Here is a 24,348-nt window from a genome sequence, read left to right as displayed (position 1 = left end):
CATTCACCCCTTTTCATTTTTTTGTGAAAAAGTATGTATTAATCTTCAAGTCTATAATTCTTATAATAACAACATAGCTGAAAATGCTTTCACGATAAATGGACAGGAGGAAGAAGAGATGAGCAATTCTTGGCTTGGTTTAGAAGAAAAAGTGGCAATCGTTACCGGTGGGGCATCTGGAATCGGTTTAAATATCACGAATGAACTAAAAAAGAATGGAACTAAAGTTGTTGTTGCTGATTTAAATGGTGAGGAAGGACAACAACCAGATGGTTCGTATTTTGTGAAGTGTGATGTAACAAAGAAAGAGAGCGTAGATCGAGCAGTAGCGTTAACAGTAGAGTTATTTGGCAAAGTCGACATTCTTGTAAACAACGCTGGTGTCAATTTGCCGAGATTATTGGTTGATGAACGTGGAGAAAGACCAGAATATGAGTTAAGTGAGAAAGATTTTGACTTTATGGTAGCAGTAAACCAAAAGGGACCTTATCTTTTTGCACAAGCATCTGCCAAAGAAATGCTAAAGCATAACAAAGGTGTTATTATTAATGTTTCGTCTGAAGCAGGACAAGAGGGATCTGCTGGACAAAGCTGCTATTCGGCTACTAAAGGAGCAGTCATTGCGTTTACTCGTGCTTGGGCAAAAGAGCTTGGTAAATTTAACATTCGAGTTGTTGCCATTGCACCTGGGATCATTGAAACAACTGGACTTCGCACAGATGCCTATAACGAAGCACTAGCATATACTCGCGGCGTAACAGTAGATGGTCTTTCAACAGACTATAGTAAATCAATCCCTCTTGGACGGGAAGGAAAACTAATGGAAATAGGCGATCTTGTTTCTTACCTCGCTTCTGATCGTGCTAGTTATATTACTGGTACAACGATAAATATCTCAGGTGGGAAGTCCCGAGGGTAAAGAAAGCGTTATTAAGAATAGAGACAGATCATGCCTTATGGATGTCGAAGAAACAGGGAACTCTGTTAGTAACATTCTTTCCCTGTTCACTTCATAAAAATGGCATTCTTTTTAATAAAGAGGTGATGACATGTCTGACCTATTAATGGATGAAAAGGTTTTTAAAATCGTTGAGATAGCTTATAAGCAACCCTACTGCTCCTTGGATTATCTAGCAGAATCACTTGGAGTTAGTACAAGAACCATTCGTAATTATATAAAACAAATAAATGAGGATCTAACCAATGTTGCAACTATAGAAAAAGAAAAGGGCAAGGGATACACGCTGAAAATTGTTGATGAGCAGTCGTTTCAACTACTCCTTGAAGCAAATCGTTTTGAGAATGATTTGCTTGATACTCCAAAACGAAGAATTGCTTTTATTATTGACCGATTAATAAACAGTGAAGAAGCCTATACATTGGATGACCTGGCTTTTGAGATGAATATTGGAAGAACGACACTTGTAAATGAGTTAAAAAAAGCGTCTGTCTCTTTGGAAACCTATAACTTAAAGGTTCAAGGAAAACAAAATATAGGGATGACTTTAAGTGGGAAAGAGTTAGATCTAAGGCTATTCATTTTAGATAATCTCTTTGATGTATTGTACAAATCGTACCCTCTTGATGAAGATATCTCAGAGGAGCTAGTTAAAATCTTTCATAAACATGATTTGGAATCGACAACGCAAACGAAGCTAATGGAATTTATCATCATTATGTTAGATCGGCTATTAAAAGATCATCCAATTGATGAGATACAAAATAAACATAAACAGCTATTAAACACTCATGATTATCAAATTGCCCAGGAAATTGTTAAAACGCTAGAAAGTCAGTTACCAATAAAAATTCCTGAACCGGAGTTATTGTTTATCACCATTCCCATTGCAGGGAGACGAACACCTACTAATAATAGAACAATGGCCGACATTACCATTACAGATGATGTGAAAAAACTACTTGAACAAATTGTTGAGCAGTTAGGATTTCATAAAGAAATTATTAACGAGAATGAACAGCTTTTCGTTGATCTACAATATCATCTCACATTTATGCTTAACCGTTTGCTATTTGGATTACGATTAAAAAATCCATTACTAGTTGATGTAAAAAGAAAGTATCCTGTGGCATATAAGATGGCTGAAATGGCTGGTCAAGTGATTGAAAGTAAATTTGATGTGAAGGTAAGTGAAGATGAACTAGGGTACTTAGCCTTTTATTTTGGAGTCTTCATCACCCAGAGCGATGCTAAGGTAAAGCGATTTCAAAAAGTTGCTGTCGTGTGTGGAACGGGAAGAGGTACGGCAAAATTAATTGCTATACAGTTGGAGCGAATTCTTAATAAAGAGGCAACAATTGATCTGTATTCAGATATGGATGTGCAAGAGGAAGTTTTAAACGAATATGATCTTATTTTTTCTACTGTGAAACTACCTTATGAAACAACAACACCCTTCATCATGATTAATGAAATATTTGATGAAAAAAATGTGAAAAGGGAGATCGAGAAGACTCTCTACAAGCGAAAAATTAAGGTGAAGAATGAAAAGGTCAATTTATCCGTTGTTGCAGAGCTGGTTACTGAGGAGAAATTCTTTATTTTAGATCGTTCAAAAGATTATCACGAAAATGTAAGGAATATGGTTGATTCACTGATGGAAAACGGCTATTTGGATCATGGCTTTAAGGATAGGCTGAAGGAAAGAGAAAGCAAGGGCTCAATGGTTTTTGATAATTATATTGCTTTGCCGCATACTTTTAATCAACGTTCAGATCAAATTGAACTTGCGCTTGGCATATTCCCAGAAACAGTCAAAGCAGATGGGAAGGATTTGAAGCTGGTTTTCTTATTGGGATTGCCGGATCAGCAAACAGATCATAGTGAATACTTAATTGTGAAAATCTATGATGAAATTATCCGTATAGCGAATGATAAGCAATTAATAGAAAAATTGTCTACATCAAAGACATATCGTGAAATCATACATTTTCTTGAAAGTGGGCTTTAATCTATGGTTGGAGTTTATCAGTGAAGGGCAATCATGCTGAGGGTTATGCTTTTCATTATGTTGTCAACTCCGCACCAAAATAACATCAAAGAAAAGGGGTGAAGAGATGATTTTATATTTAATCCTATTAATAGGTGCAGCATGGCTTATTCAGAGTATACTCGGCTTTTTGCAGATCCGGCATTTTAATCGAAAATATGCTGAGATGAGATCATTAGGAAGAGTGGCAATTGGTAAAAAGACTGGGATGTTTCGTGCAGGCACTGTTGTTATGTTTTGCATAGATAAACGCAATAAAATCGTAAAGGCAGCAAAGATGCAAGGGGTTACAGTGTTCTCTCGTGTGAGGGATCTTAAAGGCTTCGAAGGAAAGTATTTATTAAAAATTTCAGAAGCAGACTTTAATGGTGTTGATAAGTTAACGAGATTAGCGATAGCTGATGCCTTAAGAAGCTATGACATTATCTCCAAAGGCGGAGAACTGAGAGTTAAAAAAGGTTTGATCGATTATTTGATTCCTAGTAAGAAATAAGAAAAGGGTGAAATGATGGATATCATTATTAAAGGTGCAGAAAAGTTTATGGATTTGTTCCGCCATGGCGGAGAAGTATTTATAGATCTTGTGACAGATATTGTTCCATTATTAATTATGTTATTAGTTGCAATGAATGCGATTATTCGTCTAGTTGGTGAAGAAAGAGTAGAAAAAATTGCGAAAAAATCAGGGAAAAATCCGTTTACGAGATATTTCGTATTGCCTGTCATTGGTACATTTGTTTTTGCAAATCCAATGACACTATCACTTGGAAGATTTTTACCTGAAAAATACAAACCAAGCTACTATGCAGCAGCATCATACTCATGTCATACACATAATGGATTGTTTCCACACGTAAACCCAGGTGAATTATTTGTATTCCTTGGCATTGCGGCAGGAATTACAACGTTAGGTCACGATACAACAGAGTTAGCACTCCGCTATTTCCTTGTTGGTATTGCAACGAACTTTTTAAGAGGATGGGTTACCGATTTAACGACAGTATATGTTGCGAAACAGCAAAAAGTAAAATTAAAAGATACAGTTCAATTATAGGTGGTGAAAATAATGACTGCATTTCATTCAATAAAAGTTTCAAAAGGATCTGGTGGTTTTGGTGGTCCATTAGTGATAACACCAACAGCCGAGAAGAATAAAGTAGTATATATTACAGGTGGACAAAGACCTGACATTGCAGACAAAATTGCTGAGTTAACTGGTTGTGAACTAGTTGATGGTTTTAAGACATCTGTTCCAGAAAATGAAATGGCATGTGTGATCATCGATTGTGGCGGAACATTACGTTGTGGATTATATCCGCAAAAAAGAATTCCTACTATTAATATCATGCCTACAGGACAAAGTGGCCCATTGGCAAAACATATTACAGAGGATATCTATGTTTCAGGTGTTAAGGTTGAGAACATTCAGTTAAGTGATGCAGCAGCTTCAAAAGAAGCAACTACTGCTGAAACAGCTGTTAAGGAAGAGGGAAAACAAGAAGGCAAATATAGTACGAAAAAGAAAATTAGTGAACAAACAGCACCAAAAGGATTGTTAGCTCGAGTAGGTATGGCATTGGGCTCTGTTACAAGCATATTCTACCAAGCGGGCCGTGAAGCAATTGATACAGTAATTAAAACCATTCTTCCATTTATGGCCTTTGTTGCTCTTTTAATCGGTGTCATTATTGAATCTGGGATTGGTGATCTTTTTGCAAAGATCTTATCACCATTTGCTGGTAATGTTTGGGGACTAATGGTGATCGCGTTAGTATGTTCATTCCCGCTCTTATCACCATTTTTAGGGCCTGGAGCTGTTATTGCGCAGGTAGTTGGAACATTAATCGGTGTTGAAATTGGAAAAGGAAATATTCCAGTTAATTTAGCATTGCCAGCGCTATTTGCAATTAATGCTCAAGCTGCAGCTGACTTTGTACCAGTAGGGCTGGGTCTTGCAGAAGCTGAGGTTGAAACAGTAGAGGTAGGAGTTCCATCTGTACTTTATTCAAGGTTCTTGACCGGAGCGCCCACCGTCTTTATTGCTTGGCTAGCAAGCTTCGGAATGTATGATAATTAAGTTAAAAAAAAATCTTGATTCACAATGTAAGTAAAGGAGATTTACCCAATGCAAACAAAATACAAAACACAAATTAATAAAATTGGACCATCAATCGAGGATTTTCTTGGCGAAAAAATGCTCATTCTTTTTGGAGAAAATGCTCCAGCTGAATTAGCAGAATACTGCTTATTAATTGATGTTCATCATGTTGAAGATGATCTTGCACCAGGGGATACTCTTCAGCTTGGAGAACATGAATATAAAATAACGGCTGTAGGGGATGCGGTAAAGAAAAATTTATCGTCTCTTGGACACATCACCTTAAAATTTGATGGGTCTGCAGCACCTGAGCTACCTGGAACATTGTATTTAGAAGATAGCGAGATTGTCTTACCGAAATCCGGGGACTTCATTCAAGTAGTGGCAAAATAAACAAGAAACGACTCGCTTAACTTAGGTAAAACCTTATGTAAGTAAGGAATAGCAAGAGAGTTAAGCGGTCGTTTTTCATTTAAGAGGAGTGGGGATATATGAATTTAGTTATTGATTCTGCAAATGTCGAAGCTATTAAGAATTTAAATGAGTTTTTACCAATTGACGGTGTTACGACAAATCCAAGTATTATTGTGAAAGAAAAAGGGGATTTTCTGCCACTTTTAAAAGAAATAAGAAATATTATTGGTGAGGAAAAGGAGTTATTTGTACAAACGATTTCTAAGAAAGCAGAGGAAATTGTAGAGGAAGCACGTTATATTTGCACCACGATAACAGGAAGTATTCTAGTTAAGGTTCCAGTAACATTGGAGGGAATCAAGGCTATAAAAATGCTGCAAGAAGAAGGGATACGAACGTTAGCTACAACAGTTTATACGCCAATGAGTGCATTAATGGCTGCAAAAGCAGGTGCTGAATATGTTGCACCTTATGTCAACCGAATTGATAATTTAACAGGTAATGGTACACAAGTAGTTTCTGACATCGTAGATATTTTTTCAGCCCAGAACCTTCCTTGTAAAGTGCTGGCAGCGAGCTTTAAAAATGTCCAACAAATTCAAGATGTATTTTTATCTGGTGCCCACGGTGTTACAGCTCCACCAGATTTAATGAAGGAAATATTTCATCATCCATCAGTGGAGAGGGATGTAGAAAAATTCAGAGAAGAGTGGTTGAATCAATATGGGGTAGGTAGCAATAATTTGATGTCAACAAAATAAAGGAAGGTGATTGATTTGATAAAGGCAGTCGTCTTTGATTTTGATGGATTAATTATTGATACAGAGATAGCACTTTATGAATCATTTCTTAAATTGCTAAAACTTGAAGCTAGTAAATTCCCAATTGCTGATTATGCTACCTACATAGGAACTGATTCTAAAGCTCTTTATAACTTTATTGTAGAAAAAACAAATGGCACCATGACTATAGAAGAAGTTATCGAAAAATCTTCCTTGCTCCATAAAGATAACCTAAAAAATCCTGTTGCAAGGGATGGAGTGGAGGATTATTTGAGAAAGGCAAAAAGCTTGGGGTTTAAGATTGGATTAGCATCAAGCTCTGATCGAAAATGGGTGACATATTTTTTACAAGAATTAAATCTCTTAGAATACTTTGATATTATCCAAACAAAAGATGATGTTGAGAGGGTGAAACCTGATCCAGCATTATATCAGAACGTCATTAACTATTTCGGAATCGATCCATCAGAAGCCATTGCTTTTGAGGATTCTGCAAACGGTTCTAAGGCAGCAATAGCAGCAGGCCTAAAATGTGTAATCGTTCCAAATAAAATTACCGAAACCCTTTCATTTGAAAATAGTCATCTAAAATTAACTAGTATGAAAGAAAAAGAGTTTACGGATGTTGTAAAAGAGATCGAATCACTTTATGTTAGTTGAAAGATAAGTTTGGGAAGAATGTTTAAAAGTAATAACACCCTATAAATGGTTGTAGGGTGTTATTACTTTTATAGAGAGTATATTCTCCCAAAAAGTATATCTGTTGGCGCAGATATACTTTATGGGAGGCGTCTATAATTTGGTTAAAGAAGGATTTGTAACTATCAATTGATCTTTTAACCTCACCAAACAAACTTAGAAGGCGCAACTTTATAATATTTTTTAAACGCTTTAGAGAAACTGTAAGGATCAGGGTAGCCGAGCATACTTGCAATTTGTTGGATCGAATAGCGTTTAAGGTACAATAATTCTCGAGCACGGTTCATTTTTAATTGATAAATGTAGCGTCCTGGTGTCAGACCAAGAGATTGCTTAAAATAAGAGATAAAATACTTCTGTGACATACCCGCTACTGCAGCAATCTCTTCAACTCGAATGGTCCGATGAAGGTGTTGATGGATAAAATCAAATACTGGCTCAAGCTTAACCAAATCCATGGTCAACTTCTGATTAGTTGGATCATGAATGAATTCTCCTCGATATTGTTTACGACCATACTGTTCCATTATCTTAGCGATTAAAATCGTCAAACATCCTTTCAAACGAATCCCTGACATTGGGGCACTACGTTTATATTGGTCATATGTATCCAAAAAAAGGCGAATCTCCTCTTCAACAAGCGTGCTATTAATTATTCCAGACAGCTGATAATTGTCTAATATCCGAAGATGATCCCCGAGACTAAGATCAAAGTGTGTGAATATAAATTTGCAACTGGTACTTAAGGTTGTAGCAGTATAGGCAACCTTTGGAGTGAATAGAATCAAATCTCCCTCAGTAGCGAGATACACTTCATCTTGAATACGAATTTCAATCTGTCCTTCTTGAATGCACCATAAGTCATAATCCTTATGTTGTCTTCTTTCAATCCAACTATTGGGATGTGCAACTTCACTACAAGAATTTATTTGGAGCTTGATGAGCTCTGAAAGTTCGTTGAAAATATCTAAGCTATCCATCGGTAAGACCATCCCCATACTGTTAGACATTTTTAATACTTTTATGCATTTTCTTACTTAATTATTATAGCATATGAATTTGTACGGATTATTAAATATTACTTTTTGACATGAAGTGATTACTCTCTTACATTTCTAATTTTGTATCCGCTTTCTATAATTGTAGATGACAAATGAATTGGAGGGGATTTCTATTAGTATTCAGAAGCCAAAGGTAGTCGTGTTAGGAGCAGGGAGTTTGTTTTTCGGTCGCCAGTGTATTTGGCAAATGGTTCATTCTAAACATCTAAACAAAGGTACTTTAGCTTTAGTAGATACAAACGAAGAACGGTTAAACAAACTGGTTGAATTAGCCCGAATGGTTGTCGATGCTAATCAAGTAGAATTGAAGATTGAGGGATCGGTTGACCGTAAGCAAGTTCTTCAAGATGCGGATTTTGTTGTACTTAGTTTTGCTAAGGACACGGTAAAGTACAGGGGAATAGACTGTGAGATTTCCGAAAAATATGGAATAAGAATGTGCTCTGGTGATACGATCGGACCAGGTGGGATTTTCCGAGCGATGCGCGAGCTTCCTATGATTATGGAGTGTGCAAAAGACATTGAAGAAATTTGTCCTGAAGCTTGGGTCATTAATTATATTAACCCGTCGACGGTCAATGGAATGGCATTAAAAAAATATGCACCAAATTTAAAAACTTTTGCTTTGTGTGATTCGCATCATATGCCGCATAAGAAAATAATCTATGCTGAACGAGCAGGGATTATCAATGATAAAAGTGAGTACTCCGAAGAAATCGACCGTAAATTCGATTTGCGCATTGCAGGAGTAAATCACTTCACTTGGCTATTAAAAGCAGAGTATGAAGGAAAAGATGTCCTTCCTATTATAGCAGAATCATTAAAGCGTTCGGCGGAGACCGAAACAGTAGGTGGTGACACAGGTGCCAAGGCTCTTTACAATGATGCCATCAGCTATCAACTGTATGACATCTTCGGCTATGTTCCAACTTGTACTGCTCATACAAAGGAGTATGTTCCTTATTGGCAAGGGCTCGGCAAGCTGGAAGATACGATACCGCCATTATCAATTTGGGAAACGGAAGACCGATATAAGCGCCATGATGAGATGTGGCAGCAGATTGATCGTTTCCTAAGCGGTGAAACACCAATCAGCGAGTATATGAATACATTTGGTCCGGACCATGCGACAGATATTATTGAAAATATGGTGGGCGGATTAGGGAAACCGTTCTACATTAACACACTTAATCAAGGAGCGGTAACAAATATGAACGACGATTCATTCCTCGAACTGTTATGTGAAGTCACTATGGATGGAGTAAAACCTTTACCTGTTGGCGAGATGCCTCGTGGGATTCGCGGGATGCAGGAGCTAGTACTGGATACACATGAATTAACAGCGGAAGCCGTTGTGGAAGGCGATCGTACGAAGCTTAGAAGGGCTATGCTGACCGATCCTCTCGTTAACTCTATTGCAGATGCAGATCAAATTATTGAAGAACTTTTAGAGTTGGAAAAGGATATTATTCCTGAGCATTGGTATGCCAAGGATCTTGTATAAACATCTAGAACAGAATGATACACACTTGCACCTCACCCGGGGTGCTTTTTCCATTACAAATCCTGAGATAGACATATTTATTGTTAATATAACTAAAAAAATAAATAGTAATGAAGTGTAAATTCTAAAAGAAGAAACAAAAATCATAAGTCAATTTGTTTGAAAAAGGTGTAATTACTTATGTTGCGAGGTGAACGTAATGTTAAAATGGAAACGCTTCAGTATGGATGAAATGCGCAAATCTGTTTTTATCAAGCTCTTAGTTTCGTATTTAATCGTATTACTTTTACCTGTCGTTATTAGCATATTTCTATTTAATAGGATTGAATCCATTATGGTGGAACATGCAAATAATTCAAATACTGCAATGTTGGAGCAAGTAAAAGATGTATTAGATAATAGATTTAAAGAAGTCGAGCAATTATCATTACAAATCTCCTTTGATCAGAAGTTAGATCGATTGATGATGAACCAACAAAATATAAGTAATTACGAATATATTGACTATGTAAAGGAGTTAAATAGATATCAGACTGTAAGTTCATATATTAATGACTATTATGTGTATTTTTCCGAATCTGATGTGTTACTCTCACCAAAAATGAAAACGAATTCATCTATGTTTTTTAACCATATTAAGCGTTACGAAAATAGAGCATATGTTGGAATAAGACGTTTTTTTATTTTATCAACTAACGAAAAGTGTTATTAACACGTTTTGAGAGATGAATTCACAGATTAAATCCCATTTTACTTTCTTCCGCAAAGGCTTATATTAAAAGATATTGGAAATATAATACCTTGTTGCTAACTCAATAAAAAATGATATATATAATAGAGTTATTACATATTAATAAGCATTCCAGGTATATTAATATTCAGAACAGGTATGAATAGAGGATACAGGTACAATACCTCTTCCTCTATTCATTTCATACACTGCCAGTGTCTTATAGAATAATAGTTATTAATTTGGTTGATAGGAATTATATCTCATAGGTTAAATTTTTCACATTAGAATCTACCTAGATACGGATTTAATTGAAAGAATTGATATCCCTCCTATTATCGAGAAAACAAATGACATAATAAAAATTGATGAAAATCCTACTGCTGAAATCAAAAATGCAGCAATAACTGGGGCAATAGCTTGAGTTACAGTATTTCCTAAATTGTAAACTCCTAAGAAAAATCCAACGCGATTCTTATCAGGGATAACTTTCAAATTTAAAAGGTTATCCAAGGAATTCCATATTCCCATTCCTAAACCTGCCAAAAAAGCATAAATAATAATACCTGAATTATTTTGCAAAAAGAAAATACTTAGTGCTCCAATTCCTAATGAAATAGTAGATAAGCCTACTGGTAATTTTAATATTTTTAATTTATCTGAAATTGGCCCAGCAATAAATCCCATTGCTATACCAAAAATTAACATTATTATATTGATTAATTGGATAGACTGTTGTGTAGCAGTTGTATTTTTGTCTAAAAAATCTGTCATAATAAATAATAGATAACCTGTTATAGCGAAGTTTCCAACTCCTTGGGAGAGTTTACCGATTAAGGCCAAATAGTAATCACGACCAGCAGACCAATTTGGAAAAATAGAAAGTACATCTTTTATGGACAACGCTATCTTTTTAGTTGTTGTTGTTGATCTATCTATTTTCTTGTCCAAGTTTGATGGTTCACGAACAATAATTGCTGCAATTAATGTACCTATGAACGTAATAATGCCAAAAATGATAAACCCTAAACGATATTGCCCTAAAAATAAAGCTGCTATAATTGTAAAACCATTGTTACCTAGCGCCATACCTAAACCCCCATAAGCAGATGAGGCTGTTCCTTCACCATTTTCGGGAGCTAAATCTAACCAGGCAACCATTGGTGCTACAATAAAGTTTAAAGAAATTTGTCCTAGCATCCAACTTAGTAACAATAAAGGGATAGTAGTGGTCATTGATGCAAGAATCATGGCTAACATAAATACGAATGCTCCGGAGACTAGCCAAGGCGTTCGTTTTCCAAAACGAGATTTTGTTCGGTCAGAAAAATATCCAGCAACCATATTTGAAATGGCTGCGACAATCATTCCTAATGCTGAGAATAATGCTACTAATTCAATTTTGTTATCTGCATCTAAATGCTGAATGAGAGCTGGTAAAAATAAACTTGAAGTTGCAATATAAGGTCCAAGCCAAGAAGCTGGCCCGATAATTAATCCTGGTACTAAACGTTTAAGTGGTATAGTATGCATGTGAAACTTCCTCTCCGAAGACTAGTAATTCTTTACTGAATAATAATCAAAATCTGCAAATGAATCATGCTGGTGAGAATCAACCGACCCTATAAAATTAAACAATCCTGTAAATCCACCAATTTCTCCTGGTTGCCCGTTAACGCCTTCATCAGATAAATAAGCAACATCTATGTTATCTATAAATAATTCCCAATCCATATCGTCACTCAATTGATAAAAGAAATCAGCTTTACCTGAATTGTAGACAACCTTTAACTCAACTATATCTTCAGGTACTATAATATTGTTATGAACAAATTCAATACGCTCTCCTAGTTTAGCCTGTAGTAATCTTAAAACTGTTCCACCAAGTGATTCTGAATGAGTTAAGTGGACATAAATCCAATTATTTGAATCGTAGTAAAGCCCCATACCCGCAGTTTCTGAGTAATGATCAGGATGAAATTCCACTTTTGTTTGAAATTCATAATTAAATGATGTCGCACGTGTTGCCATAATAGCTGGATTTACTTGTGAAAAGAAAGAGTTCTCCCCGTGAATACGTAAAAATCCTGGACGCTCAATCGTATTCACCCAATCAACCTCTTGATTTCGATAAGGAGTCATAAAATGTAGAGTGTATTTTTCATGATTAAAATTATCATAAATATCATGCGATAATTTATTGGATAATTTAACTCCTTCCATTCCTTCAACTTCCATCTTTGCTAAATTTGATCCATCTTTCATTTCCAGCCAACCGTCCTCTGTCCAATTCATTTTTTGAATAGACGTTTCACGGCCTAATGGATTTAAAAGAGTTCCTTCAATTGGACGCGACATAAGATGAGCAATATACCATTCGCCCGTTTGTGTTTGAACTAACGAACCATGACCTGCTTTCTGCATAATCGAATTTGGATTATACATTTCAAAATGCCCCGCATCTGGATCACCAAGTGAAAATAAATGCCGGGGTGAAGATGTAATAATCGGTTCTCCTGATGGATGTGGTTCATATGGCCCGAAAATACTCTTTGACCGTCCAATCTCTACACCATGTGCATAGCCTGTTCCACCAGCGGCTATAATAAGATAATAATACCCATTATATTTATATATTTGTGGTGCTTCGGCACATCCCCGACTCGTAAACCCTTGCGTTACTCGATGCCATTTACCAATAATCTCCCCGTTATCTAAATCAAACTCGGCAATTACAATATGTCCGGGCGCTTGATATCCTTGACGTGTTTCCCATTCAAGTATGGAGATGTAATGTTTTCCATCATCATCATGAAAAATGGCTGGGTCGAAACCTATTGATGTAATATAAATTGGGTCTGACCAAGGTCCATTTATATCTTCTGCCCACATTGCATATGAGTCTGAGTTAAATTCACGACCTGCCATATTTACCATGTGAGAAAATGCTAACCAATATTTGTTGGTAGAAGAATCATAGGATAAGTGTGGCGCCCAGATACCAGCTGGAGTATTCGTACCACGTAAATTGACTTCACCGTTTTTTAATACGCAACTAATTAGTTCCCAATTTGCTAAATCCGTTGATTTAAAAATTTGTATGCTGGGATTCCAATGAAAAGTGGATGTTGCAATATAATATACATCCTCAATACGAATAATTGATGGATCCGGTGCCATTCCAGGAATAATAGGATTTTTAATTATTGTCATTTCTTTAATTCCCTTTCTTCGCCTAATGTTTTTTGTATAATCGGAAGTTCATTGTAAGCACTTTCTATTTTATGCCCTCAGTATTTACCCTTTTTTTACTAGACAGTCACATATCCCTAAACAACAGATTGTTACCGTTTTCTATTTTGGCTATAATAAAATTATTGTAAATATAAGTTTATTCTTACTAAAGACGAAAGCGTTTCCTAATGCTTAGTTATATTATAAAAACAATTAACCTGAAAATACGATTGTACAATTAAAGATAAATTTACCCAAATCAAAGGTGGTTCAACAAAATGGAAAATAATAAAAATAGCTTTGTAGGTAATAAAACACAACTTCTCCCACGTATTGATTGGAATATTCGTTTTTTTGGTGCACACAAACAAACGGTTTATTCAAATTGGTCAATGACTAAAGAATTTCACCATGCTTTTGAGATATTAATTGTATTAGATGGTGAACAAGAAACATTTATTGAAAATGAACAATATATAATAAAAAAAGGCGATATACTCCTTATACCTCCTGGTTTCGAGCATACTAATAAATGTTTATCTACTAAATCTATGACATATTTTTGTGCTCATTTTGATATTGATGAACCTTCTTTACGAATGAAAATAATGAATAACTGTGAATGGGTCTATAAATCCTCCAATTCATATCATAGTCGTTTAAAAAAATGTCTTCAAAAATGGATTGACATTTTAGATGAACCAGAAATGTTGGTTTCTAAAGCAAAATTAAGAGCTCAAGTTGTCCTTTTTGAGTTATTAGAAGTTTTGGTAGATATACAGCCACTAAACATGGAAATACAAACTAATCAATCAATGACTACAGCAAAATATGCTAAAGAAATTGCTGAAGCTATAAAGTGGACCTTTAAGAAAAAATGTATAGAAAAAAATGAAAATGTAGATTACACAATCCACATACAACCGATTATTGCTTCTCTTGGGATAAGCCCCAATTATGGATTAGAAGTCTTTCAAAAAATTTATCATATGTCACCTCGAAAATATTTATCCGGTTTAAAATTGCAAGAAGCTAAAATTCTACTACAACAACCAGAAATATCATTAAATGAGATTGCAAATCGTTTAGGTTATAAAAACCTTTCTCACTTTAGCAGACAATTCAAAAGGTGGACTGGATTAAATCCTACAGAATTTCGTAAAAAAACTAATGCTTAGACATATAAAGGGGTATTTACATATTTCTGGCATCTAATTGATTTATGTTTTGGCAGCATTCCTATAATAAAGAAGTATAATATTTGAATATAAAAAACATTGGAAATATTTGGTTATAATAAAAACATCAACGTGGTCGTTTCCAAGACTTTTACGTCAAATTAAAATGGATGCATTTACTAAAACTGCATCCCCTTCATAACCAATGCAAATTGTCTACTAGTATTTGGCCATTAATTTTCAAATTCTCTTTAATAAACTTAGGAGAATATGCATAACTTAATTTATTCTATCTCTTTAGTATTTTTGATTAGAGTGTGAATTTTTATGCAAAATGAAATACAATCAATAAAAAAGACTCCATTTCTAGTAGTCTTGCTTATTGGTACATTTGTTGCTGTATTAAATCAAACGCTGCTAGCAACTGCACTTCCGCCAATCATGGGGGAACTTAAATTTTTTCTACTTAGGTGTAATCGGTATTTCGGGAGATCCAAAAAAAGAATACAAGTTTTTAGGTTTTTAGAATAGAAGACTCGACCAGTTTCCTGATGGCGGGTCTTCTTTTGATAGGTAGGATCAAACTAATGATTACAATTATGGTGAAAAAATGTTAAAAAATATGAAAAAAGATTAAAAAATATGAAAAAATATGAAAAAAAGTATTGAAATCGCTTTATTATGGTGTTAAATTTGATTCAAGAAATAAAGTACAAAGAATTTAAACAAAAAGTATTGGGGGAGCACAATGAAATTAGCTACGAGAATTAATTCAATCATGCCAAAAGTCGATGGAAATATTATTAAAGCTCTAAAAAAGGTTTCTGAGATTGAAGGAATTACATGTGTTGATTTAAATTATCCTGAACATTTTTCAAATCATTCTGTAGATGAGATAAATAAAACCTTAAATTCTATAGATTTAGGTGTGAATGGATTAGCTTTAAGATTTAGAAACCATTTCATTAATGGGGAATTTGGAAATAACAATAGGATGATTGCAGAGGACGCATTTAATTTGTGTAAAGAGGCTGCAGATACATGTCGAGTACTAGGTGGGAAAGTTTTAACCTTATGGCTAGGCTTTGACGGGTTTGACTATCCATTCCAAGTTGATTATCAAAAAGCCTGGAATCAAGTGAAGGAATACGTAACTGCTCTTGCTGATTATGCGCCAGATTTGCAGATCAGCATTGAATATAAGCCATACCAAGAAAGATCGTATGCACTAATTGATAGTATTGGTCTAACATTACTAATGGTAAATGAAATCAATCGTGAAAACGTTGGTGTTACAGTTGATTACTGTCACATGCTTATGAAACGAGAAAATCCTGCATACGGTTTAAGTCTTGCAGCAGATAAGGGTAAACTCTATGGTGTTCATATCAATGATGGCTATGGAACCCACGATGATGGCTTAATGGTCGGAACTGTTTCATTAATGCAAACACTTGAATTTGTCTATTATTTGAAAAAGTACAAGTATGATGGAGCTATCTATTTTGACACATTCCCAATCAGAGAGGAACCATTTGCGGAAATTAGACAAAATGTAAAAGCTATTCATATAATTAGTAGCTTAATAGACCGGCTTGGATTAGAAAAAATTGAAGAAACAATTAAGAAAAATGATGCAATTTCAATAAACGATATGTTCTTTTCAATGTTTGAAATGAAAGTAAATAATTAATTACTAACTAACTAAACTTAGTCTTACACAAACACAAATTTTTTTCTGGAACTCTGAAAGCGATTACCAACAATTTTGAGGGGGCAAAAACATGAAAAAGTCTAAAAAAAATATACTTATAACTGGTGTTTTAGCAATTTCTTTGGCATTGACAGCATGTAGTAGCAGCAGCGGAAGTGCATCTCCAGATAAAGATACAGGAGAATTTAACCCGGATAATGCTGATGGGAAAACATATGAAGAGGTAAGATCAAGCTTAGGAGATGTGCCTAAATTATCCGATGAGATAAAAGTAGGTGCTGTAGCAAAAGCATTTGAAAATGAATATTGGAGAACATTGAAAGAAGGGATGGAAACAGGGGCACAGAAGTTTAGTGACAAAGGAATGAACCTCTCAATAGATGTGAAATCTCCACAAGGTGAGGCAGATGAAGAAGGACAGCTTGCGATTGTAAAAGATATGATTAACAAAAAATATAGTGCTTTGTTGCTTTCTCCGATTTCAGATAGCAATCTTGTTCCAGGGGTTGAAAGTGCCCTTGAAAAGGATATTCCAGTTATGAATGTCAATGACGGAATTATCAAGGAAGCTCCTAACTTTGTAGGACCAAAAGCTGATCAAAACGGTGAATCAGCTGCTGAATGGATTTCAAAAAAATTAAATGGAGAAGGAAAGGTAGCAATTATCGTTGGCATGCCAAAAGCTTTCGCTGCTAGACAACGTACTCTTGGATTTGAAAATTGGATGAAGGAAAATGCTCCAGACATCGATATTGCTGAAAAACAAAATGCGGATTGGGATCGTGCAAAGGCAAAGGATATTGCTGCAACCTGGATTAAAAAACATGATGATTTACATGCAATCTTTGCGAATAATGACACAATGGCATTAGGGGCACAAGAAGCTGTAAATGAATCAGGAAAAGATATTTTTGTAGTCGGAGTAGACGGAATTGGTGAAGCATATGAGTCTATTCGTAAGGGGGAAATGGACGCTACGATTGATTCTTTCCCTAAATTTAAGGGTCAAATTGCCGTTGAAATGATTATTCGTCAATTAGGCGGACAGGAACTGCCAAGAGTAATTTGGACTCCACAGGCGTTAATCGATGAAACGAATGTAGATAAACCAGCAGAAGAGATTATTAATTGGCAAGATCCGACAATTGCTCAGTAAGGATAATAGATTACTAGTTTATGGCTATAGTCGGATCTAGGGGTTCGGCTATAGCTAGTAAAAGGGGAATCAAAATGGAAAAGCAAACAGAAAGCATGATTAGATTTCAGAATATTTCAAAAGTTTTTCCTGGAGTAAAGGCTTTGGATGGAGTGAGTTTTGATATTCAAAAAGGAGAGATACATGCTCTATTAGGAGAGAACGGAGCGGGAAAATCAACCTTATTGAATACACTTCATGGAGTCAATGTTGAATATGAAGGAACAGTTGAAATTCTAGGAAATCCAGTTTCATATAAAAATGCCAATGATGCCATTCGTGATGGAATTGTAAAAATTCATCAAGAAATAAGTTTAATTCCAGAATTAACCGTAGGTCAAAATATTACGTTAGGCCATGAACCTAGAAAAGGAATGTTTATTGATTATAAAAAGCTTCATCATGATGCAAATGAAATTCTTTCTAAAATGAAGTGTAACTTTAAAAGCGAGGATCTCGCCGGTTCGCTAAGTACTGGAGAAATGCAAATGGTGGCAATCGCCAAAGGTCTATACCATAATGCGAAGCTCATTTCATTTGATGAACCATCTGCTTCTCTAACAAATCAAGAAGTGCAAACGCTATTCACCATAATAAATGATTTAAGAAAAAATGGAATAACGATTCTTTATGTCAGTCATCGTCTGGATGAAGTTTTCGAGATTTGTGATAGTGCGACTGTCCTTCGAGATGGTAAGCATATAGATACCTTTTCTTTAAAAGATGTGACAAGAGAGCAATTAATTAAAAAGATGGTAGGAAGAGATGTATCAGCTTATGCAGTAAGAACCAAACCATCTCCAAAAACAGATGAAAAAGTTTTGGAAGTGGAAAACCTATCTGTTAATGGTGTTTTTGAAAACATTAATTTCCACCTTCATAAAGGGGAAATATTAGGCTTTGCCGGTTTGGTTGGCTCCAAACGAACTGATGTTGTTCGAACGATATTTGGTGCAGAGGAAAAGTCAGGTGGGACGATAAAAATTAAGGGAACCCCTGTAGAAATTAAAAACCCTCGACAAGGGGTCCAAATGGGAATTGGACTCATTCCGGAAAACCGAAAAACACAAGGATTTATCAAGTTTTTTAATAATGCCAATAATATAGGTCTTGCAAAAATGGAGAAATTCACCATGTACGGCTTCGTCAATCATAAAAAGAAAACGGAGAACTGTAATTATTATATAGAAGAAATTAATTTAAAACCTAGTGACCCTCATTATATGACAACTCATTTGAGTGGGGGAAATCAGCAAAAAGTAGTGATAGCCAAATGGCTCTCCTCAGATGCTGAAATCCTAATTTTAGATGAACCTACTAAAGGTGTCGATGTCGGTGCGAAAGCAGAGATTTATAGAGTCCTAGAGGAATTACTTGAAAAGGGAAAATCCATAATCATCGTTTCTTCCGAATTGCCTGAAGTATTGGGACTAAGTGATCGAATTATCGTTATGCGCGAGGGGAAAAAAGTAAAAGAATTTGAAAATCATAATCTTACTGAGGAAGATATCCTTCAATATGCTATGGGGGTTAATGAAGATGATAAAAACGAAGGAATATAGTAGAGAATTAAGCTTAGTAGCAGCAATCATAATTATGGTCATTGTGTTTTCTATTATTGAACCTGTTTATTTAAGTGGAAGCAATTTACTTGATATTATGGACCAAAGTGTTATTAATGGATTATTAGCTCTTGGTATTACCTATGCAATTGTTACAGGTGGAATTGATCTATCCGTTGGGTCAATCTTTGCCATTGTGATTGTTGTCGTAGGAGATTTGCTTGTCAGTGGTTTAAACCCTGTCTTAGCGATTGTATTTGGAGTCGCAATAGGTTTTGTTTTAGGTTTATTTAACGGACTATTAATTACTAAATTAAAACTTCAACCTTTTATTGCAACATTAGGTACAATGAGTGCATATAGAGGTATTGCTTATGTCATAACTGGTGGATGGCCGGTTCTTGATATTCCTGAAAATTTTAGAGCAATCTTCAACTCAGATATTTTTGGAGCATTTCCAGTGTCAATTCTTGTCCTTCTTGCATTTGGTGCGATTGGACATATCATCTTAAAGTATACAAAACTAGGGACTTATATTTATGCAATAGGAGGGAATGAGGAAGCAACTCTTTTATCAGGAGTAAATGTTAATAGAAGTAAAATGCTCGCTTATGCTATTTCTGGAGCTGGGGCAGCCTTAGCTGGGATGGTTTTATTGGCACGCTTAGGTTCAGGAGAGCCAGCAGCAGGGCAAACCTATGAATTAAATGCAATTGCTGCAGCTGCTATTGGTGGAGCTAGTCTTGCTGGTGGACGAGGAAATATGATCGGTACACTACTTGGAGCAATCTTATTATCCACACTAAAAGTTGGTTTAGTCGTTGTAGGCGTTGATAGTTTTTGGCAATATATCGCAACAGGAGCTATAATTGTAGTAGCAGCTTATTTCGAAGTGATTCAAGGAAAGCTTAAAGGATTGAAGGTTGTCAAAACGAAAACAAAAGCTATCGAGGTAGGTAAATAATCATGCAAAAGAATGCGGTTACAATAGTAGGTAGTATAAATTATGATATTATCCTTAAGCAAAAACGACTTCCGGAAATTGGCGAGACTTTTTCTGCAGAAAGTGTCACTTTCTGTGGAGGTGGAAAAGGAGCAAATCAAGCAGTTCAATGTGCCAAGCTGGGACTTGAAAGTTATATAGTAGGTAAAATCGGGAATGATCACTTTGGAACTGAATTACTAGCGAATATGGAAAAGTACGGACTGAATATTGATTATGTATCACAAGCTGATACAAATACCGGTCTCGGCGTTGTGAACACGATTTCAGATGGCAAATTGGTTGCAACCATTGCCAAAGGTGCTAATTACAGACTTACGTTTGAGGATATAGACAACGCTCATTCCTTATTTGAAAAAAGCAAAATCGTCATATTACAATTAGAAATTCCAAAACAAGTGGTTGAATATACCATTAAAAAGGCGAAAGAGACTAATTGTTATGTTATTTTAAATGCTGCTCCTGCAAGCGAACTAGATGTAGAATATTTAAAAATGGTTGATTGTCTAGTTGTTAATGAAACGGAAGCCAGTTTTTATGCAGGTGAGAGAGTTTCAACGGTAGAAGAAGCTGAAAAGGTCTGCAAAAAGCTTTTTCTATATCCTAATCATTTGTTAATTATCACTCTTGGGGAAAAAGGCAGTATTTTATTTGATGGAACAAAAACAATTCATATTCCTTGTAGAACAGTAGATGTAGTTGAAACCACAGGAGCAGGAGATTCATATATTGGTGCATTGACTTATGGCCTTATAAATGATTTATCGCTAGAAAAGTTAGGTGAATTGGCTACTATAGTTAGTTCAAGAACTGTAACTAAAATTGGCGCTCAAGATGCAATGCCAACACTTTTTGAGTTAAACGAATATGTGTAAATAAAACAAAAACATTTTCACTAAAATATAGTGCTATCTTTTAGTTCAGTTAAGAAGGTTGAAGAATATTAATAATTAAGTATCGAGGTTTTAATGATGATCCCTTATGTCAGAAGAGAAAAGATAATGGATGAACTAGAAAATAAACAAATCCTATATATCGAAGATTTAGTTAAAATTTTTGATGGGGTTTCTGAATCTACCATTCGTAGAGATTTAAAAATACTTGAAGATGAAAACTATATTGTCCTATTAAGAGGTGGAGCAGTTAAATTAAAGCTGGACTCACATGAAATTCCTGTGGGTACAAAGAAGTTGCTTAATAAAGAGAGTAAAGAAAAAATTGCAAAACTCGCTGCATCTATGGTAGAGGATGATGATGTCATTTACATTGATTCGGGTACGACATGTTCGGCAATGGTCAAATATATCAAAGCAAAAGGTGTAAGAATCGTTACATCAAATATACAAGTTTTAAATGAGGCAAATGGTTATCATATTGGAAACATTATGGTTGTTGGGGGCGATGTTAATAAAAATATAGATTCAATTTCAGGACCGCTAACAGACACTACTCTGAGAAATTTAAATTTTGATAAATCTTTTCTTGGGGCTAACGGTTTTGGTGTAAATGTGGGCGTAAATACACCAGATATTCGAGAAGCAAGCAAAAAAAGTATTGTAAAAACGAACTCAAAAAAGTGCTATGTCCTAACAGATGCTTCTAAATTTAATAAAAGTACATTTTGTAAGGCTTTTGAAATTCATGAGTGTATTCTTATAACGAATAAACACATTCCAGAGCTTGACGGTACAGAATATATTGTTGCTGATTAAACAATTAATTAAAAATATAAAAAGAATTGGGGAAAAATCTCGAAAACAGAATCCTGTTTATGAAATACATCTGATAGATTATGCTTTTAAATTTATCTTTAACAACACGATTTCATTAAATAGTCACGCATTGAGAGGCTGATCGAACAAATTGCCGTTTTTATGAGAAAAAAATGCAAACATTAGTGATCCAGCCGTTATTTGAAATTTTCGAACTAAGCAAGACTCACTTAAATAAACCGATTCAAGTTGAGTCTGTAATATTTTTAGGGAAAACTGGAATGGCTCCATCAGATTATCGAATAAAATATTGTAAAACTCAACAATATTCTTCGTCAGTGGATAATGCGTTATATGTAAATCGATAGAAAGGGGTGAAGCGAGGCAACTTGCTTTACCCTTTGAAGAAAGACCATCAAAAAGATGGTCTTTCTTCATGGGCAGAAAAAATGGATAAATGTGAAGGAATTAAAATTTCACATTATTTTAATAAAGATATTGGTATAGGCATCCCGAAATTGACTTGGCGTAATCTCTTCATACTAAGTCACTCTCTTCTTCCTCTATATATTGATTGTTTTCATAGGGGATGACCTAATGCTACTCCAATGGTACTGTCATGACATATAGCAGTTAAGTCAGGCCATTCTAGTATATTATACGATACGAAGCTATTTGTAATTTTATGAAAATCAACAGACGTAAAGCTTAAAATTTTATTATGGCAGGATCAGGCAAATATTTGAGAGGAATAGGATATCGGTCGATTTTTCATTTGTTGCATAATAAAAATGCCTCTGCTTTTTCTATAACTATTATTCTATTGAAAAATAATACCCATGGTTCTAAACACAGCACCACATGGCAGAATCTTATACAAATTTTAATTGTAAAAACCGATATAAATACGAATAATTTTTAGGAGGAAAGCAATAATGAAAAATCGACTATTTCCGTCCCTTGCATTGGTGATGTCCCTCACTCTTACGGCATGCAACAATAATAATAATAATAATAATAATAATACAAATGGGATATCGCAACAGGTGCCATCTGGTGACACTTCCCAACAGGAACAATCCGGGTACGATCGTGAACTTGTTAAATTCCCTGAGAACTACGATAAGGGTGTGAACTACACGACAGTCCATCGAGGAAATGTCAGAGAGGAACTCTACACGAGCCGAGAAGCAATCGAAGCAGTGCAGAACGGGCAGCCATTTCCTGATGGCACCGTCATCACTCTCGAAATATATAGAGATGAAGTGCTTGATGAAATCTTCGTGATGGAAAAGCGTGCTGGTTGGGGAGACCAAACACCGCAAGGGACACCACGTAACGGAGATTGGCAATACCAGGAATTCAATGCTGACAGATCGTTGGATTATGAAGAAGATATCGGTCGCTGCTTTACCTGCCATGCGAATCAAGAACGGGATGAATATGTTAACACGTTGGATGAAATGAAGAGTTATGATCTTGAAAATTTTACAGGATCAAAGGATAACGGTACAGAATCCCAAATCACAGGTATCCCTACCGATCACTGGGTGGTAAAAGAGGACTCACAGGATCATTTGCTTGGAAAGAGCTTAATAGAAGATAAAGAAAAAGCTGGGATCATCCAAAAGGTTCTTTTAATGATTCATTTTAATTAAGTGACATAGGATTGAGCATTTGGGCGGAAATCGATTTAATAAGTGCGTCCTGATGGAAAACTTACCCAACTGTTAATTAAATTTGAAAGAGGAGAACTTCTTGAAACGAAATATGTTAATTAGGCTGGTTGTTGATCTTTCTATGACCGTTCTGATGTTAGTTGCAATGGCTTACCAAATTACCGGAAATACAATCCATGAACTGGTAGGAGTTATATTGTTTTTGCTGTTTATTACTCATAATTTTTTAAATCGAAGATGGTATAAGACAATTTTTAAAGGAAAGCACAATGTAAGGCGTATTCTGAGCATTGCGGTCAATTTACTTTTTCTCGTATCTATGGCTGTAGTGATGCTAAGTTCTGTGCCAATTTCCCGTAACATCTTTGCCTTTATTCCTATAAACAATGACATGATGCTATTACAGATACATGTTATGACTTCATATTGGGGATTTATCTTGATGGCTGTGCATATAGGAATGTCCTGGGGGACAATTATTAATGCAGTACGAAAAATGACGGGGATTACCAGCACGAGCCGAATTCTCACAATTGCGTTACGTGTCATAGCGGTGTTGATTGTTGTCTATGGTGTGCAGACTTCTTTTGAGAGAGATATGCTTTCTAGGTTAACCATATATAATCCATTCGGTTGGAGCTTTGATGAGTCTTCCGTGGGATTTTTAATCGATCATCTCGCTATCATGGGAATATATATCAGTGGGACTCATTATGCTCTGAAATTTGTTCGGAAGCAAGATAAAGCTTTGGCGTACAAAGATAGATAAATTGCA

Annotated in this window: 23 protein-coding genes; 20 read left to right on the top strand and 3 right to left on the bottom strand. The window is 35.3% G+C overall.

Annotated elements, in window-relative coordinates; all coding sequences use genetic code 11:
* Positions 1–118 precede the first annotated feature (118 nt).
* From Q1B07_RS17190 to Q1B07_RS17155, 8 genes are all read left to right on the top strand, one after another.
* Complete coding sequence (locus Q1B07_RS17190) at positions 119–919, top strand: SDR family oxidoreductase (RefSeq protein ID WP_299092256.1); 801 nt, start codon at positions 119–121, stop codon at positions 917–919.
* Between the two features lie 130 nt (positions 920–1,049).
* A complete protein-coding gene (locus tag Q1B07_RS17185) occupies positions 1,050–2,969 on the top strand; it encodes a BglG family transcription antiterminator (RefSeq protein WP_299092257.1) in 1,920 nt (639 codons plus the stop codon).
* A 106-nt stretch (positions 2,970–3,075) separates the two neighbouring features.
* Positions 3,076–3,501 carry a transcriptional regulator GutM gene (locus Q1B07_RS17180; RefSeq protein ID WP_299092259.1) on the top strand — a complete coding sequence of 142 codons (426 nt, stop codon included), beginning with the start codon at positions 3,076–3,078 and terminating at the stop codon, positions 3,499–3,501.
* A 15-nt stretch (positions 3,502–3,516) separates the two neighbouring features.
* Positions 3,517–4,062: a PTS glucitol/sorbitol transporter subunit IIC gene (locus tag Q1B07_RS17175; RefSeq protein WP_299092261.1), complete on the top strand. Its 546-nt coding sequence runs from the start codon at positions 3,517–3,519 to the stop codon at positions 4,060–4,062.
* 12 nt (positions 4,063–4,074) lie between these two features.
* Entirely contained in the window at positions 4,075–5,085 is a 1,011-nt protein-coding gene (locus tag Q1B07_RS17170) for a PTS glucitol/sorbitol transporter subunit IIB (protein WP_299092262.1), read from the top strand.
* 48 nt (positions 5,086–5,133) lie between these two features.
* Positions 5,134–5,499 (top strand): PTS glucitol/sorbitol transporter subunit IIA, encoded by a 366-nt coding sequence (locus Q1B07_RS17165; RefSeq protein WP_299092264.1) that lies wholly within the window; start codon positions 5,134–5,136, stop codon positions 5,497–5,499.
* A 98-nt stretch (positions 5,500–5,597) separates the two neighbouring features.
* Positions 5,598–6,281, top strand: a complete 684-nt coding sequence (locus Q1B07_RS17160) for a fructose-6-phosphate aldolase (RefSeq protein WP_299092265.1) — start codon at positions 5,598–5,600, stop codon at positions 6,279–6,281.
* Between the two features lie 18 nt (positions 6,282–6,299).
* Positions 6,300–6,962: an HAD family hydrolase gene (locus tag Q1B07_RS17155; protein ID WP_299092323.1), complete on the top strand. Its 663-nt coding sequence runs from the start codon at positions 6,300–6,302 to the stop codon at positions 6,960–6,962.
* Positions 6,963–7,144: 182 nt separating this feature from the next.
* On the opposite strand, the gene Q1B07_RS17150 is transcribed toward Q1B07_RS17155, so the two are convergent.
* Positions 7,145–7,981 carry an AraC family transcriptional regulator gene (locus tag Q1B07_RS17150; RefSeq protein WP_299833141.1) on the bottom strand — a complete coding sequence of 279 codons (837 nt, stop codon included), beginning with the start codon at positions 7,979–7,981 and terminating at the stop codon, positions 7,145–7,147.
* 166 nt (positions 7,982–8,147) lie between these two features.
* On the opposite strand from Q1B07_RS17150, the gene Q1B07_RS17145 reads away from it, so the two are divergent.
* Complete coding sequence (locus Q1B07_RS17145) at positions 8,148–9,566, top strand: glycoside hydrolase family 4 (protein WP_299092269.1); 1,419 nt, start codon at positions 8,148–8,150, stop codon at positions 9,564–9,566.
* Between the two features lie 199 nt (positions 9,567–9,765).
* Positions 9,766–10,278 carry a hypothetical protein gene (locus tag Q1B07_RS17140; RefSeq protein ID WP_299092271.1) on the top strand — a complete coding sequence of 171 codons (513 nt, stop codon included), beginning with the start codon at positions 9,766–9,768 and terminating at the stop codon, positions 10,276–10,278.
* Between the two features lie 309 nt (positions 10,279–10,587).
* Here the strand turns inward: Q1B07_RS17140 and Q1B07_RS17135 are convergent, their stop codons facing one another.
* Together Q1B07_RS17135 and Q1B07_RS17130 are read right to left on the bottom strand one after the other, a co-directional pair.
* Entirely contained in the window at positions 10,588–11,829 is a 1,242-nt protein-coding gene (locus Q1B07_RS17135) for an MFS transporter (protein ID WP_299092273.1), read from the bottom strand.
* 21 nt (positions 11,830–11,850) lie between these two features.
* Positions 11,851–13,509 (bottom strand): family 43 glycosylhydrolase, encoded by a 1,659-nt coding sequence (locus tag Q1B07_RS17130; protein WP_299092275.1) that lies wholly within the window; start codon positions 13,507–13,509, stop codon positions 11,851–11,853.
* 299 nt (positions 13,510–13,808) lie between these two features.
* Here Q1B07_RS17130 and Q1B07_RS17125 point away from each other — a divergent pair, with 299 nt between their 5' ends.
* The 10 genes from Q1B07_RS17125 to Q1B07_RS17080 all read left to right on the top strand — a co-directional run bounded on the left by Q1B07_RS17125 (position 13,809) and on the right by Q1B07_RS17080 (position 24,342).
* Positions 13,809–14,708, top strand: a complete 900-nt coding sequence (locus Q1B07_RS17125) for an AraC family transcriptional regulator (protein ID WP_299092277.1) — start codon at positions 13,809–13,811, stop codon at positions 14,706–14,708.
* A gap of 748 nt (positions 14,709–15,456) precedes the next feature.
* Positions 15,457–16,401, top strand: a complete 945-nt coding sequence (locus Q1B07_RS17120; protein ID WP_299092279.1) for a TIM barrel protein — start codon at positions 15,457–15,459, stop codon at positions 16,399–16,401.
* A 91-nt stretch (positions 16,402–16,492) separates the two neighbouring features.
* On the top strand, positions 16,493–17,578 hold the full coding sequence (locus Q1B07_RS17115; protein ID WP_299092281.1) for a substrate-binding domain-containing protein: 1,086 nt from the start codon (positions 16,493–16,495) through the stop codon (positions 17,576–17,578).
* A gap of 74 nt (positions 17,579–17,652) precedes the next feature.
* The gene (locus tag Q1B07_RS17110) at positions 17,653–19,179 is read left to right on the top strand and encodes a sugar ABC transporter ATP-binding protein (RefSeq protein ID WP_299092283.1); all 1,527 of its coding nucleotides are present in this window, start codon (positions 17,653–17,655) and stop codon (positions 19,177–19,179) included.
* Positions 19,157–20,143 carry an ABC transporter permease gene (locus Q1B07_RS17105; RefSeq protein WP_299092285.1) on the top strand — a complete coding sequence of 329 codons (987 nt, stop codon included), beginning with the start codon at positions 19,157–19,159 and terminating at the stop codon, positions 20,141–20,143. The genes Q1B07_RS17110 and Q1B07_RS17105 overlap by 23 nt, the downstream gene beginning before the upstream one ends.
* A gap of 2 nt (positions 20,144–20,145) precedes the next feature.
* Complete coding sequence (locus Q1B07_RS17100; protein ID WP_299092287.1) at positions 20,146–21,057, top strand: ribokinase; 912 nt, start codon at positions 20,146–20,148, stop codon at positions 21,055–21,057.
* A 93-nt stretch (positions 21,058–21,150) separates the two neighbouring features.
* Positions 21,151–21,894: a DeoR/GlpR family DNA-binding transcription regulator gene (locus tag Q1B07_RS17095; RefSeq protein WP_366945215.1), complete on the top strand. Its 744-nt coding sequence runs from the start codon at positions 21,151–21,153 to the stop codon at positions 21,892–21,894.
* Positions 21,895–22,067: 173 nt separating this feature from the next.
* Positions 22,068–22,262 carry a hypothetical protein gene (locus Q1B07_RS17090; RefSeq protein WP_299092291.1) on the top strand — a complete coding sequence of 65 codons (195 nt, stop codon included), beginning with the start codon at positions 22,068–22,070 and terminating at the stop codon, positions 22,260–22,262.
* Between the two features lie 567 nt (positions 22,263–22,829).
* Positions 22,830–23,552 carry a cytochrome P460 family protein gene (locus tag Q1B07_RS17085; protein WP_299092293.1) on the top strand — a complete coding sequence of 241 codons (723 nt, stop codon included), beginning with the start codon at positions 22,830–22,832 and terminating at the stop codon, positions 23,550–23,552.
* Positions 23,553–23,652: 100 nt separating this feature from the next.
* Complete coding sequence (locus Q1B07_RS17080) at positions 23,653–24,342, top strand: DUF4405 domain-containing protein (protein WP_299092295.1); 690 nt, start codon at positions 23,653–23,655, stop codon at positions 24,340–24,342.
* Positions 24,343–24,348 lie beyond the last annotated feature (6 nt).

Source organism: uncultured Metabacillus sp. (genome assembly GCF_947503125.1).
In the GTDB taxonomy this organism is placed as follows: domain Bacteria; phylum Bacillota; class Bacilli; order Bacillales; family Bacillaceae; genus Metabacillus.
Note: the sequence above shows the minus strand (reverse complement) of the source record. Positions and strands in the feature narration are given on the sequence as shown.

Bases quoted from the DNA above. Each gene is read 5' to 3' on its own strand.
- Q1B07_RS17100 (WP_299092287.1), top strand. From the start codon at position 20,146: ATGCAAAAGAATGCGGTTACAATAGTAGGTAGTATAAATTATGATATT.
- Q1B07_RS17180 (WP_299092259.1), top strand. From the start codon at position 3,076: ATGATTTTATATTTAATCCTATTAATAGGTGCAGCATGGCTTATTCAG.
- Q1B07_RS17140 (WP_299092271.1), top strand. From the start codon at position 9,766: ATGTTAAAATGGAAACGCTTCAGTATGGATGAAATGCGCAAATCTGTT.
- Q1B07_RS17160 (WP_299092265.1), top strand. From the start codon at position 5,598: ATGAATTTAGTTATTGATTCTGCAAATGTCGAAGCTATTAAGAATTTA.
- Q1B07_RS17090 (WP_299092291.1), top strand. From the start codon at position 22,068: ATGCAAACATTAGTGATCCAGCCGTTATTTGAAATTTTCGAACTAAGC.
- Q1B07_RS17185 (WP_299092257.1), top strand. From the start codon at position 1,050: ATGTCTGACCTATTAATGGATGAAAAGGTTTTTAAAATCGTTGAGATA.
- Q1B07_RS17095 (WP_366945215.1), top strand. From the start codon at position 21,151: ATGATGATCCCTTATGTCAGAAGAGAAAAGATAATGGATGAACTAGAA.
- Q1B07_RS17135 (WP_299092273.1), bottom strand. From the start codon at position 11,829: ATGCATACTATACCACTTAAACGTTTAGTACCAGGATTAATTATCGGG.
- Q1B07_RS17165 (WP_299092264.1), top strand. From the start codon at position 5,134: ATGCAAACAAAATACAAAACACAAATTAATAAAATTGGACCATCAATC.
- Q1B07_RS17175 (WP_299092261.1), top strand. From the start codon at position 3,517: ATGGATATCATTATTAAAGGTGCAGAAAAGTTTATGGATTTGTTCCGC.
- Q1B07_RS17190 (WP_299092256.1), top strand. From the start codon at position 119: ATGAGCAATTCTTGGCTTGGTTTAGAAGAAAAAGTGGCAATCGTTACC.
- Q1B07_RS17130 (WP_299092275.1), bottom strand. From the start codon at position 13,509: ATGACAATAATTAAAAATCCTATTATTCCTGGAATGGCACCGGATCCA.
- Q1B07_RS17150 (WP_299833141.1), bottom strand. From the start codon at position 7,981: ATGGATAGCTTAGATATTTTCAACGAACTTTCAGAGCTCATCAAGCTC.
- Q1B07_RS17105 (WP_299092285.1), top strand. From the start codon at position 19,157: ATGATAAAAACGAAGGAATATAGTAGAGAATTAAGCTTAGTAGCAGCA.
- Q1B07_RS17110 (WP_299092283.1), top strand. From the start codon at position 17,653: ATGGAAAAGCAAACAGAAAGCATGATTAGATTTCAGAATATTTCAAAA.
- Q1B07_RS17125 (WP_299092277.1), top strand. From the start codon at position 13,809: ATGGAAAATAATAAAAATAGCTTTGTAGGTAATAAAACACAACTTCTC.
- Q1B07_RS17120 (WP_299092279.1), top strand. From the start codon at position 15,457: ATGAAATTAGCTACGAGAATTAATTCAATCATGCCAAAAGTCGATGGA.
- Q1B07_RS17170 (WP_299092262.1), top strand. From the start codon at position 4,075: ATGACTGCATTTCATTCAATAAAAGTTTCAAAAGGATCTGGTGGTTTT.
- Q1B07_RS17085 (WP_299092293.1), top strand. From the start codon at position 22,830: ATGAAAAATCGACTATTTCCGTCCCTTGCATTGGTGATGTCCCTCACT.
- Q1B07_RS17115 (WP_299092281.1), top strand. From the start codon at position 16,493: ATGAAAAAGTCTAAAAAAAATATACTTATAACTGGTGTTTTAGCAATT.
- Q1B07_RS17145 (WP_299092269.1), top strand. From the start codon at position 8,148: ATGACAAATGAATTGGAGGGGATTTCTATTAGTATTCAGAAGCCAAAG.